The sequence below is a fragment of the Candidatus Fokinia cryptica genome (assembly GCF_034359305.1).
In the GTDB taxonomy this organism is placed as follows: domain Bacteria; phylum Pseudomonadota; class Alphaproteobacteria; order Rickettsiales; family Midichloriaceae; genus Fokinia; species Fokinia crypta.
The window spans coordinates 291,012-303,373 of record NZ_CP110343.1 but is presented as its reverse complement, the minus strand read 5'-3'; the positions used below and the strand labels follow the sequence as shown (position 1 = coordinate 303,373).

Below are 12,362 nucleotides of genomic sequence, written 5' to 3'. Positions count from 1 at the left end.
GCTTTATTTCATATATCAAGATTGTATATGATACATATATTATTGAAATATATATTTAGAATATTTTTTTCTTTTACAGGTAAAAAAACACTAATGTTCATTAAGTAGTGAATTTTTAACAATCCTTTCTTCATGACAAAATAAGTGTAAGCAACTGTTATGCATTACCGTTATAAGTACTTTTAACCATACTTCACTTTCACCAATTTTTATAATCAATATATCAGATGGTATAATATGATGTAATAACCCAATACGCATTTCATACTGCTTTAAATGTACAAATGATTCTTTTATTATATTCTCCAGCAGATGCTTTGCATATGAGCGACTAATTACAATATTAGTAGCATACGAAACGCTTATTTGTTTAGCTTTACTCTCACTTATATAGCTCACTACAAATCCATCATAACCAGTACTCATATCCATGAATGAAAACTCAAATTGTTGCACATCATTAAATTCACATAATTTAGATGCTTTGAGACTACCTTCTTCTTGTAAAAGATAATCCACAGACATGAATAGTTTTCTCGTATTTCTACGAGAAATAAAATTTATACTATAACCATCTTCTACAATCTCAAATAAAAATACTTCTTTCAGCTGATGAATGATCTCTTCACATGTTAGATTTTGTAAAATTGCAAACCCATCTACCTCCTCAATTAAGTTAGAAGTAACGATATTATTTTTAGATAACTGAGTTCTCAGACATAAATCATTCATAATTGTACCAAGAGAACACATACCTAGTTTACCTTGTACGCAATATCCTTTTTCCCACATATCAGTATCACTCCATACGTCATATCTAACAGGCCATGTTGGGTATGGTCTTGCATCCCAAGCACATAAAAATAAATTTTCCACACATTCCGAATTTTGCCATCTCTCTTCCATTGCAACAATACAAGATTTCTGTATAAGAAAATTTATATCTCTATAAAAATTCTCACTATCAGGCTCTAAAAACATATTTGGTCGATTAGTAGCTACACTCATCGATGGAAAACCATATTCCGTAAACCAAATTTTCTTACTTTTCGGAACCCATGACGTTATAACATCATTGGGATTACGATGTAAATTACTCCACCACCATTCGATATTTTTCCATGCATATTCTTTTGAAAGAGTAATTTTATCTATATAAGTGCCACTCCTCTCATAGAGATAATCATACCCTTCCCCACTATCAAAATATTTTATAATATCTTTTACATCATAGTTAGACGTATGCTCTTCTATAAGAGGCATGTAGTTGTTTATTCCAATAAAATTTATATTTGGATCGCTCCATAAATCATCTAAATGATACCACCCTTCATCAGTATGGTGATATTCTAACCAATGAGCAGCATACGATATCAAAACATTACTAGGTAATATTTTTCTCACGTTTGCAGCTAGTTTTTTCATCTCCTTTACTGCAACAAAGTCTCCATCATCGTTTCTACACGCCATAATACTTACAAGTTCCGATCCTATCAAAAAAGCATCAATACTATTTCCTAAAATCCTAGCGTAGTGAGCAATGAAATTATTATAACCATCACTTTTATTAAAAAAATCCTCTAAATTAGAAGCGTCACAAATCATTTTTCCTCTCCATGGTTTGTCATTTTCATTCACAAGTAAAGTTGGATTGATCATAACTTTATACTGTCTACTTTTAAGCTCTCTTACTAATCTTATAACGCTTATGTCGCTTGGTGTACCACCATATATTAGCTTACCTGCTTGATCTCTTTTTATAAGCTCAGCATCATTTCTTTCATGAAAACATACACTCCACAAATCTGGAGATGTTATAATGTCAGCACTTTTAAATTCTACACCAGGCTTTATTGCAGCATCTTTAGTGTCGTACGTAGTAGCAAACCAATTCACTATAACAGACACCCATTTAACATTCGGTAAAGTACGAGCCATATCTTCAAGAGCAATTATTACATTTGCAACTTGAACGGTATGATGCTGATTTATATTGATAACTTCTTCTCTTTGACAAGGATTTGACTTGCTACTTTCTCTAAAAATTTTTGATTGTACGACAGTGTCGTATACAAATTCTCCATAACCTGGAACGAGATTTATAGATTTTACTCTTAATGATATTTCATTTCCTACATCACATAAAGCCAAAACCTCTACTTCTACCTTAGGAATATGATAATTGTAATGAGGTACAATAAAATTCTCAAAAACAATATAAGCTAAACCTCTATGAGCAGAAGTAGAATTCACGCCATGTATACGTTGCAATAGCGGATCTGGCATCTGATCTTCCGTGCCATAATATCCTCTAATTCGAGTGTATTGTGAATACAATATACCACTACCATTAATCCATACCTGACCAATACTATTAATAGGTCCTTGACATATAACCGCTGCAAAAGAAATCGCATATATATTCTGCACGCCATTATGATATTCAACATTTCTCAACTCTGTTACGCCGCTCATCCAAATTATACTACACTCTAACTTATATCGCCCATATACTATTGGTATTTGCTTATATTGTGGTAAATGAAAAGGAATATTTTTTGAAGGAAGATGCTCGATAACAGAATTAACTTTATTATAGCTATTAATAAGCGGATCTATAAGATGAGACTTGATGGTTAGTAAATGCTTACCTAAAGTAGCTCCTATAAAGCGATTTAGAATACGATTGAATATCTTGTACATTAAATTTCTTTCAAAAGAGCATTGATATGACGTGCAAAAACAAAATATTCTTAGATGGGATCATAAAATCTTGGAAGCATAGTGCTAATTTTTATTCTCATGAACTAATGTAAGAAATTTAGATATCCAGATTAAATACACTCCTTTTACTGCATTTTAGTATCACATAAATAATCTTGTAATTTTCTAACTATGAAGTAGGACTCTTAAGAACCTTTCTATTCATTTGGTAAGTTACTTTTCTTTACTGCTCTAGATTCTAGAATTAGTATTAAATCAAAGGAATATTTACGAAAAATTCTTGCCAGTTGTATAACTGCATTATCGATCCTATAATTCTTATAAAATTTATTTCACAATGTAGCGCAAATTTACATCACTGATATGCATTCTTCAAAAATTATAAATGGTACTAGATATGCAGAAGAAATTTTCACTCTACTAAAAGAAGAAATATACACGCTCAAAAAGCTTAATATCGTACCATGCATTACTGCCATAATGGTCGGTAATAACCCTAGCAGCGACGCTTATGTGAAAATAAAAAAAACTAAAGCTAAAGATCTTGGTATAGAGTTCCGTGTGCTGAAGTTTGAAGAAAATATCCAATTAGACGAGCTATCTAAGAGTATAGCGGAGGTCAACAAAGACTCTAAAATAAATGGCATAATACTTCAAATGCCTTTACCACGACACATGTCAAAAGATTCTCATGTTTTACTCGATATTATATCACCATATAAAGATATTGATGCTCTGACTACGTATAATATAGGAGCACTTATATCAGATACGCATCATGTATCGCCTTGTACACCACAAGGTATAATGTATGTATTAAAAAAAGTGTTCTGCGATAATATGCAAGGAATGAATGCAGTAGTTATAGGAAGATCGAAAATTGTAGGGCTACCATTAAGTCACATGCTATTGCGTGAAAATTGTACGGTAAGCATATTACATAGTAGCACAAAAGACATAACACAGCACACAAAAAATGCGGATATATTAATCGCGGCAATCGGCAAAAAACATTTTATAAAATCACATATGATAAAAGAAGGTGCGTGCGTGATAGATGTTGGCATAACACGATATAATTCTAAGTTATACGGCGATGTTGACTTTGACGATTTATACCCAAAAGTATCTTTCATTTCTCCGGTACCAGGAGGGGTTGGCCCTATGACAGTAGCATTTCTCATAAAAAATGCGATTACGTTAACAAAACTACAATATAATCTTCCAATAAATCATAATTGATAATGCAACAATATGGTTTTATCATATTCGCAATGTAACTAAGCTTGTAAAGTTCATGAAATTCCTGAAAGCCATTATGCTGCTAGCAGTATGTACTACTTTTGCACTTCCAAATTCGGATGCAGCTAATATTATGCCAACGCCTCTCAATAAAGACGGGCGCATTAAACTCGTACATTATAAGCCAAATTCCGTAATAAAGTTCGTAGGTCATTACTTATATAACTCGATAATAGAATTTGCTCCCGATGAAAAGATCGAAACCATATTAATGGGTGTTTCAAGTGGATGGCAATTACACCCTGAGGGTAATAGGATATTTCTCAAACCTATTAACGATAATGCAGAAACTAACATGACGGTCATTACTAACATGAGAATGTACTTTTTTGAAATGCATGCTGAAGAGGCAAATGGAGTAGACGATCCTAATATAGCATTCGTTACAAAGTTTGTTTATGCACAACTCGTAACAGACTTTCCATCAGGAACTTCTAATATGGCCTCTATGCATCAACGTAGCGATGCTCCTCCTGATTTAACAAAACCTTCACTTTATAATTTTAGGTATCAAATAAGCGGTATCGCAATGTCGATAGAACCTGTTTTAGTATTTGATGATGGGTATTTTACTTACTTCAAATTCAAAGAAATGAATGGTGCTATACCTGCAATATTTGCAGTAAATGATAAATTGGAAGAAGCTATGGTGAATTATAGAATCAATCACGGATATGTAATCGTTGAAAGGGTAGCTAATAGATTTACATTGAGAAATGGAAAAGATGTAATATGTGTCTTTAATGACGGATACTACAGACATAATGACACTTTCAGGGAAATTATGAATCTCACGAACATGAATTAAATAATTTAATACGTATTACAAGACAATTGACTGCAAAATTTTTTCCCGTATCATCTAGCACGTAGTGTTTTTTTTTAGATATGTTTTCGCCTAAAAAAACGAAGTTTCGTAAAGCATTTAAAGGAAAGATCAAAGGAGCTGCTTCAAGCGGTACCGAACTTTCCTTTGGCTCGTACGGCTTAAAAGCTCTTGAACCAGAGCGTATAACAGCTAGACAAATTGAGGCTGCTAGGGTTGCTATAAATAAGAAACTTGAACGCGCAGGTAAGTTATGGATAAGAATATTTCCTGATATTCCTGTTTCTAAAAAACCTGCTGAAGTTAGAATGGGTGGTGGTAAAGGCGGTGTTGAGTATTGGGTTTGTAGAGTAAAACCAGGGAGAGTATTATTCGAATTGGACGGGGTAACTGAGCAACAAGCACGTGCGGCTTTTAGCTCTGCGGAAGCTAGGTTGCCTATAAAAACGAGATTTGTTAAGCACATGTTTAACGTAAACTAGTATCAATATGAAATTCAGCGAATTACGTAATAAAACTCTAGAAGAACTAAGAAAAATGGAGTTGGAGTTAAAAGATACTCTTTTTGCAAAGCGTCTAGCAAAGAATATTGTTGGCTCTAAGTTTATTAAAAGAGGTATAGCTAGAATAAAAACTATGATTACTAATATCAAAAAAGAGAAAATTTAGTAATCTTTGGCATCGCTTTTATTTACCATATTTACCATTTTTATTCGTGGTTCTTTGATTTATATGGTACTTCGATAGTGTTTTTATGAATCTCTGTATTATTACTGGTAAAATTGGTAGTGGTAAAAGTACTATACTATCCTCAATTAAAGAACTTGGAGGAAGTTGTTACTCTATGGATGAGTTCTCTAATATCGTACTGCAGACTTTGCTGATGGACGAAGTACTTTCACTTTGCAACGGCCAAATTTTGATAATAGACGATATGGTTCAAGTGTACCAAGCATATCAGTTGATGATAGAATTGTGGGAGCAGCTTTCTGATAAGCATCCGAATGATCATTTTATACTACAAAGATATGGGCGAGTAGTAAATTTAACGAAGAAATTTACCGCTCTCAAAGAACTTATGCAGAAAAAAATGCCACTCCCACCTATTATCGATAAGAAAAGATTGAGCACTATTATTCTACAGAAACCATCTTTACTCCAACAGCTAGAAGACGTAATATATCCTACTACACTGCATTTAGCACTGCATTACATTCGCAAAAAACTAGCAATTCATCGTATAATATATATTGAACATCCTCCTGTAAAGCTTAATATCTTATTAAATAATTTAAAAGATATATCACACCATTTTTTCATCGTAGAAATTGATGAAAAATTAAGAAATACCAGACTTCTTCAAAGAGATACGGATAGACTCTTACTCAAGATGCTGCAAGAAAGACAAGATATTGAACTATCAACATTATTACAACATGTGGATTCACATAAGATTACAACTCTAAAGCATGAAAATAGCAACTTGATAGCTCAGAAAATTTTAGCAATTACTTAAAAAAAAACATATCACTAGAAGTGTGCTCTACTATCTAAGAATTTACAAACCCGTTTTCATTCGGTACATAATAATATGAATTTCTCAAATAAAAAAACACATTATCACCTTAGTATAGCTTTAATTTCCTCAGTACATTGTGTTACTACTTTCTTTATATACTTTACTTCATTATTCGTTATTTTAGTTTCAGAAACTACAGATAACACTTCTTCTAATGAAGATAATAATTTCTTAAGCTTTATTTCGTATAAAATAACCGATCTATAGTTAGCGCCTTTTATATCTATATCTGGCTCTGATACTATATCATTTAACTCCAATACATCAGCACTGATTCCCTTTAATACTCCAGAAGAAAACATATACTTTACTTTGTTCACAACATCACTCTTATGCATATTCACTACAGACTTATAATGTGAAAATTATATCCTGAATTACTTTATAAACGCAATATACTTTTTCAGTTCAATCTTTTATTGCATCAGCACATCATTCATCTCCAAAGTACATATCCTTAGATACAAATATATTGATTGCAGCCCCCTGATCAACTTTCATGATAATTTGTTGCGGAAATCGATTGTTAACAACATTATTTGCAACATTTTGGAACGCCCCAGAAGCTTCAGAAAGAGCTTGAGAAAGAGCTGTGGTAGTCGTTGTTACTCCGTTATTATTTCCTCCACTATTTGAAACAACTTCCGAATTACTTTGATCTGTCATCTTATATGTCATAATAGGAACTATAAAAGATAATAAAAATGCACTCGCTAACTGTCCTGCCCAATGATCATCCATATACCCTTGAACACCTAAACGTCCTAATTTATCACTAGATTTTGCATCTATTTTGATATCAACACCTGAAGGGGTAATAAGTCTATTCCATACTACTGCAACTGTAACTTGCCCTGCAGCTCCCTGAGCAGCATAGGTACCTACTACCCTCGAACCTTTAGGTATCAGAACATTCCTACCGTTCTCAGAGTATACATCTCTGGATATCACTGCTCTTATAATACCTGGATCTGAAAGTGCAGTGCTAATTGCACTTTCCAATACTCCTTCAATGATTTTTCCTTGTAGCAAAGTTCTATCTAAATCTGATAATTTCATCGCCATTGTTTTTGGAGAATCCGAAGGTTTCATTTTTACCCTATCTATCGCTCCCCCATCAAATCCAAGAAATTGCTTATCATTAGAGCTTTTTTCTTGCACTTTAGCACCTCCTCCAAATACTATTATGTTTTCTCCAAGAAGCTTTGATACGTCCTTAGTTCCCTTTATAGCTTTATTCATAGTACTACTAGTATTATGAACAATTGGAGGAGTCCGCAATTCATTTTCATCATGATATTGTGCTTCTTCAGAAGGTGACACATCATTCTGATGTAAAGATTCATCATGTACTGGTACTGTCACAGGAGGCAATGGAACAGAAACCTTAGGAGGTTCTAGCTGAGCAAGCGTGGTTGATGTACTCTGAGGAGCTGGTTGTGCTGGTAAAGTGATCACTTCCGCTTGCAATACCGCAGTATCTACTACTGGAGCTTTAGGCTTTTCTTTACTACTAAAGAACAACGAGTAGAGAATTATAATTAATAGAATAACGATACACCCAATCACAATTTTATGAGAAAGAGGTAAATTGATTAGCTTAGCAACAAAGCCATTATTTAACGAGTTTTTAACTATCTGTTGTTTGCTATCTTTTTTATCTTCCACGATATTCTGAGATTTAGTATTTTTCTCGTTTTGCGTATTATTTTTCATATGCTTTTAACGAAGATTTTGAATTACTACTGCTTCATCACCAATCTTTACGAAGAAACTCTTCGCAACATTATCTACTACATAATAATCCTTTACTTTCTTCACTGCTAAAGGTTTTAGTTCTTGGCCATTGAGCAAAAAGATTTTCGGAGTTTTAGTTAAAGTTTTGTACTGAAAGTACGTGCTATTGGAATCATCAAATATAGTAGAAGGATAAACATTCTTACTACCTTTTACCATCGTATAATTAAAGTTATAAGGTACGATTTCTTTCACCGGCTCTTCTGATTGATATTGCTTAGTAAGTAATTTTTTATCATCACTTTGGTTTGCATCCGGATAAAAGAACCTCACCACATATGCAAAACTATCATCTAACTGATTAGCAAAATTGCGAGTTTCAATTTCAAAATAATATTTTCTTTTATTGGTAATAACAGTCATATTTGTCATTACGTCATCTTCTATTGGCTTTATAAATAGAGTATTACCAACAACCGAAAGTTGCCAAGCATAACTATTACCTAATGAATAAGTTTGCAGCACCTCTCCTTCTCCAAATTCTATACTAGTTTGATATCCAGGAGATAAAACGAGAGGAAATACCTGATTAGGACTATAAATAAATTTCTGAATTCTCCTATCTATTGTAAGAGAAGTATCATACTGTATTGCCGATGAATAGAGTGGTGATAATAAAGCTAATACACAAAAGTAAGCTATAATACCTTTTTTTCCAAAATACATTATTACGTAATTACTATCTTACATAGAGATACATTGTGTATGATTCTTTTATTGCTAAACAGAAAAAGCAATATAATTCATCAAAAAAATGATTTTCTTGCTACTTCCTCCTTTTATTTCTCTTTTCTTTTTTCCTTTTATTCCCATCTCACCTTGATATTAAAAAATCTCCTATAGCGGCATGTTACTATGCTTTTTATCTATCTTAACTACTTTCTTCTCACTTAACATCGTAAATGCATTACATATCTTTGAACGCGTTTTGTATGGCTCTATTACATCATCCAAAAATCCTCTAGATGCTGCTATCTCAGGTGATGCAAATGCTTCCTGATACTCTAATATCTTTTGATTTATCTCTTTCTCCAAAAGGTTATGCTTCTTATACAATACCGATACTGCTCCTTTCGCTCCCATTACTGCTATCTCAGTATTATACCAAGAATAATTCACATCTCCTTCGAGATGTTTAGAGCTCATAACTATATATGCACCACCATAGGCTTTTCTAACTATTAAAGTCACTTTAGGGACTGTTGCTTCGGCATATGCAAAAAGAAGCTTTGCTCCATGCATTATAATACCAGAATATTCCTGTTTCACTCCAGGCAAAAATCCTGGCACATCTACTAAAGTAAGAATTGGGATATTCATAGAATCGCAAAATCGGACAAATCTTGCAGCTTTTATGGAAGCATTTACATCTAAACATCCTGCTATTTGAGTTGGCTGATTCGCTACTATACCAACCGTTCTACCATCAAAACGCCCAAAACCTACTATTATATTCTTAGCAAAATCTTTTTTTATTTCGAAGAAATCTCCTTCATCTACTATTTTTTCAATGATATGCTTCATATCATATGAACGCGATGAACTTTCTGGAATGATCTTATTCAAAGACATGATCGGTCTATCTATTGGATCCGTAGTACTTCGTATAGGTATATCAGAACTGTAGCTCGATGGTAGAAAACTTAACAATCTTCTAGTTTGTTTTAGAGCCTCAATATCGTTCTCAAATCTGCAATCTGCGACACCGCTTGTCATAGTATGAACTTTAGAACCTCCAAGTTTTTCATGAGTAACATCTTCGTTAGTAACGCTTTTTACTACATCCGGACCTGTAAGATACATATACGATGTCTGTTCCACCATAAATATAAAGTCTGTCAATGCTGGCGAGTAAACAGCTCCCCCAGCACATGGTCCCATTATAATGGAGATTTGAGGTATCACACCCGAAGCTTTAACATTCCGGAGAAAGATTTCTCCATATCCTGCTAAAGAGTCTACTCCCTCTTGAATTCTTGCACCACCAGAATCATTTATGAATATAAGAGGACAACCTATCTTCATGGCTAGATCTTGTATTTTATTGATCTTTTTAGCCTGCATTTCTCCTAGCGATCCACCCATTACGGTAAAATCTTGACTACATACTACCACACTTCTTCCATTGATAGTACCCCATCCTGCAACTACACCATCCCCGAGTACAACTGAATTTTGCATATCGAAGTTATTACATCTATGATGAACAAATGCATCTACTTCCTCAAAAGAATTATGATCTAGAAGCACTTGTATCCTCTCTCTAGCACTTAACTTACCCCTAGCATGTTGCTTCTCCGCATTAATAGATTCTGCTTTTGAGATACTGATAAATTTATCTATCATGCGACCTTATATTTATCTTACGTAGCTCTTTATACAGCATTTTAAATTTTTAAACAAATGTTTTAGCTATGATTATCTCTGTACTACATTTCTACTTCAGCAATGTACAAGAACTCTGGCATTACTGGAGCTTCTTCCTCAATTGCGTTAACAATCTCTTCTCTTAAAAAGTGGAAATTTTCTATCATATTCACTGTATTATTAATAATAACCTGATGAATTGGATCATTTTTCCCGTAAATACTTTTCCCTGAAACTGCGGCATGATCAAGCAACTTAGTTAAGGATTGCAGAGTATTACCAAATATAGATTTACTCATATCAGATGATGAAACGGAATCACGTATTTTTTGTACTGCATCTCTGGGATTCCTAAATACTAATAATCCCCAATTACCATCTAATGCATTTAATATGTTATGAGCTATATTTAGCTCTTTATCTATAGATTCTTTATGAAGATCTTGTAAAAAAGCCGAGATTCTTAAAAGATCATCGCCCTGCGTAAATTCGAAATTTTTCGCTTCAAATATAGCTGCATCAAAAGTACTCCTTAAATGAGCGTAATATTGAGATTGATATACATTGGATATAATATGAGAAAATATCCCACCGTCATTAGAGCTATTCAGCTCGTTATAATGCTTAGTCAGTAAATGTTGAAGCTGCTTCACATTAGCAGAAGAATCACGATATAATAAGCTATCGCAGTAAATAAGAGATAATTTCTCATTTATATTTCTTAAATGAAGAGTAGAACCCTCGAAAATCGGAGTTTTACATGGAGAATGTTTACTGTCGTGATGAGTTGTAAAAGAAAGCGTTTTAGTGGTAGAAAAAAACATGATATAAAAGAAAATATATAAAAAAATAAATTAACATCTACGAAATAATATATCTCTCTATACATATATGGTTGATTTTCTAATATAAAAAGATACATTGTAATAATATCTTAATATATTGAGACTGCATTGTCTAGGAATTTTATATACAAAATATATATATTAATCCCTATAACAGCCTAAGATTTCTTTTCTAATCTTTCTAGATATTCTTTTAATATCTTAATATCATCACAATTCATCTCTTCTCTACCATTGCAATAATCTTTCTCACTAACAGGATTCTTATTATTAGAAAGTGATTTATAAAAATTACACTGCACTATCGAGAGCTTACCTAGAATTTCTACTATTGAAGCGATATAGCCCACTTGCTCTCCACTATTACTATTTACTGTGGTAGTAATATTTTCGAATAAGATCTCGCATATCCTATCGCTAATCTCTGATATTTTTTCATACATCTGGACTTGTGTATCAAAGAACTTCTTTTTACTAGCTATTATTAGTCTATAAAAAATACATATACTTTATATATTTGTAATATCTATTATGCGATAATGGAAGCTCTTGATTTCAAATTTCTCTTTATTCCAACTCAACTAACACATCACCTGCAAAAACATAGTCTCCCACGCTTACATTAACTGCAGCTACATGCCCATCTACCGTACTACTTACTTTGATAGATTCTAAAGCTATTATAGACTGTCCTTCTACAATATCATCTCCTTCTTGGATTAAGACATTTGTTACAATACCTGAGGCATTAGCTACAATATTTCTTGAATCTTCATCATCTATTATAGGAGAACTATCATACTGCATCGCCACTGAATAGAGCGGTGATAATAAAGCTAATGCACAAGAACAAACTGTAATACCTTTTTTTATGAAATACATTATTACGTAATTACTATCTTACATACTGATACACTATATA

At 32.9% G+C, this 12,362-nt stretch carries 13 protein-coding genes; 5 read left to right on the top strand and 8 right to left on the bottom strand.

Translation table 11 applies throughout. The features are described 5' to 3' along the window. Positions 1-90: 90 nt before the first annotated feature. Complete coding sequence (locus tag Fokcrypt_RS01465) at positions 91-2,703, bottom strand: baseplate megatron protein TIM-barrel domain-containing protein (RefSeq protein ID WP_323722433.1); 2,613 nt, start codon at positions 2,701-2,703, stop codon at positions 91-93. Between the two features lie 384 nt (positions 2,704-3,087). Here Fokcrypt_RS01465 and Fokcrypt_RS01460 point away from each other — a divergent pair, with 384 nt between their 5' ends. The 5 genes from Fokcrypt_RS01460 (at position 3,088) to Fokcrypt_RS01440 (ending at position 6,368) form a co-directional block, all read left to right on the top strand. Continuing rightward, entirely contained in the window at positions 3,088-3,966 is an 879-nt protein-coding gene (locus Fokcrypt_RS01460; RefSeq protein WP_323722432.1) for a bifunctional 5,10-methylenetetrahydrofolate dehydrogenase/5,10-methenyltetrahydrofolate cyclohydrolase, read from the top strand. Between the two features lie 55 nt (positions 3,967-4,021). After that, on the top strand, positions 4,022-4,834 hold the full coding sequence (locus tag Fokcrypt_RS01455) for a TrbG/VirB9 family P-type conjugative transfer protein (RefSeq protein ID WP_323722431.1): 813 nt from the start codon (positions 4,022-4,024) through the stop codon (positions 4,832-4,834). 80 nt (positions 4,835-4,914) lie between these two features. Further along, positions 4,915-5,334 (top strand): 50S ribosomal protein L16, encoded by a 420-nt coding sequence (gene rplP / locus Fokcrypt_RS01450; RefSeq protein WP_323722430.1) that lies wholly within the window; start codon positions 4,915-4,917, stop codon positions 5,332-5,334. A 7-nt stretch (positions 5,335-5,341) separates the two neighbouring features. Next, positions 5,342-5,521: a 50S ribosomal protein L29 gene (gene rpmC, locus Fokcrypt_RS01445; protein ID WP_323722429.1), complete on the top strand. Its 180-nt coding sequence runs from the start codon at positions 5,342-5,344 to the stop codon at positions 5,519-5,521. Positions 5,522-5,606: 85 nt separating this feature from the next. Further along, positions 5,607-6,368, top strand: a complete 762-nt coding sequence (locus tag Fokcrypt_RS01440; RefSeq protein WP_323722428.1) for a nucleoside/nucleotide kinase family protein — start codon at positions 5,607-5,609, stop codon at positions 6,366-6,368. Positions 6,369-6,472: 104 nt separating this feature from the next. Here Fokcrypt_RS01440 and Fokcrypt_RS01435 read toward each other — a convergent pair whose 3' ends face one another. From Fokcrypt_RS01435 to Fokcrypt_RS01405, 7 genes are all read right to left on the bottom strand, one after another. Continuing rightward, entirely contained in the window at positions 6,473-6,769 is a 297-nt protein-coding gene (locus tag Fokcrypt_RS01435) for a hypothetical protein (protein WP_323722427.1), read from the bottom strand. A gap of 94 nt (positions 6,770-6,863) precedes the next feature. Next, the gene (locus Fokcrypt_RS01430; RefSeq protein WP_323722426.1) at positions 6,864-8,147 is read right to left on the bottom strand and encodes a TraB/TrbI/VirB10 family type IV secretion system protein; all 1,284 of its coding nucleotides are present in this window, start codon (positions 8,145-8,147) and stop codon (positions 6,864-6,866) included. A gap of 6 nt (positions 8,148-8,153) precedes the next feature. Then, positions 8,154-8,894: a TrbG/VirB9 family P-type conjugative transfer protein gene (locus Fokcrypt_RS01425; RefSeq protein ID WP_323722425.1), complete on the bottom strand. Its 741-nt coding sequence runs from the start codon at positions 8,892-8,894 to the stop codon at positions 8,154-8,156. Between the two features lie 171 nt (positions 8,895-9,065). Continuing rightward, positions 9,066-10,574 (bottom strand): acyl-CoA carboxylase subunit beta, encoded by a 1,509-nt coding sequence (locus Fokcrypt_RS01420; protein ID WP_323722424.1) that lies wholly within the window; start codon positions 10,572-10,574, stop codon positions 9,066-9,068. 83 nt (positions 10,575-10,657) lie between these two features. After that, complete coding sequence (locus Fokcrypt_RS01415; RefSeq protein ID WP_323722423.1) at positions 10,658-11,419, bottom strand: hypothetical protein; 762 nt, start codon at positions 11,417-11,419, stop codon at positions 10,658-10,660. A gap of 179 nt (positions 11,420-11,598) precedes the next feature. Beyond that, entirely contained in the window at positions 11,599-11,883 is a 285-nt protein-coding gene (locus Fokcrypt_RS01410; RefSeq protein ID WP_323722422.1) for a hypothetical protein, read from the bottom strand. Between the two features lie 124 nt (positions 11,884-12,007). Continuing rightward, complete coding sequence (locus Fokcrypt_RS01405) at positions 12,008-12,322, bottom strand: biotin/lipoyl-binding protein (protein ID WP_323722421.1); 315 nt, start codon at positions 12,320-12,322, stop codon at positions 12,008-12,010. Positions 12,323-12,362: the final 40 nt, after the last annotated feature.

Excerpts from the sequence above, each read along its gene's own strand:
- rpmC (WP_323722429.1), top strand. The coding sequence starts at position 5,342 with ATGAAATTCAGCGAATTACGTAATAAAACTCTAGAAGAACTAAGAAAA.
- Fokcrypt_RS01460 (WP_323722432.1), top strand. The coding sequence starts at position 3,088 with ATGCATTCTTCAAAAATTATAAATGGTACTAGATATGCAGAAGAAATT.
- Fokcrypt_RS01420 (WP_323722424.1), bottom strand. The coding sequence starts at position 10,574 with ATGATAGATAAATTTATCAGTATCTCAAAAGCAGAATCTATTAATGCG.
- Fokcrypt_RS01440 (WP_323722428.1), top strand. The coding sequence starts at position 5,607 with ATGAATCTCTGTATTATTACTGGTAAAATTGGTAGTGGTAAAAGTACT.
- Fokcrypt_RS01415 (WP_323722423.1), bottom strand. The coding sequence starts at position 11,419 with ATGTTTTTTTCTACCACTAAAACGCTTTCTTTTACAACTCATCACGAC.
- Fokcrypt_RS01430 (WP_323722426.1), bottom strand. The coding sequence starts at position 8,147 with ATGAAAAATAATACGCAAAACGAGAAAAATACTAAATCTCAGAATATC.
- Fokcrypt_RS01465 (WP_323722433.1), bottom strand. The coding sequence starts at position 2,703 with ATGTACAAGATATTCAATCGTATTCTAAATCGCTTTATAGGAGCTACT.
- Fokcrypt_RS01410 (WP_323722422.1), bottom strand. The coding sequence starts at position 11,883 with ATGTATGAAAAAATATCAGAGATTAGCGATAGGATATGCGAGATCTTA.
- Fokcrypt_RS01435 (WP_323722427.1), bottom strand. The coding sequence starts at position 6,769 with ATGCATAAGAGTGATGTTGTGAACAAAGTAAAGTATATGTTTTCTTCT.
- Fokcrypt_RS01455 (WP_323722431.1), top strand. The coding sequence starts at position 4,022 with ATGAAATTCCTGAAAGCCATTATGCTGCTAGCAGTATGTACTACTTTT.
- Fokcrypt_RS01425 (WP_323722425.1), bottom strand. The coding sequence starts at position 8,894 with ATGTATTTTGGAAAAAAAGGTATTATAGCTTACTTTTGTGTATTAGCT.
- Fokcrypt_RS01405 (WP_323722421.1), bottom strand. The coding sequence starts at position 12,322 with ATGTATTTCATAAAAAAAGGTATTACAGTTTGTTCTTGTGCATTAGCT.
- rplP (WP_323722430.1), top strand. The coding sequence starts at position 4,915 with ATGTTTTCGCCTAAAAAAACGAAGTTTCGTAAAGCATTTAAAGGAAAG.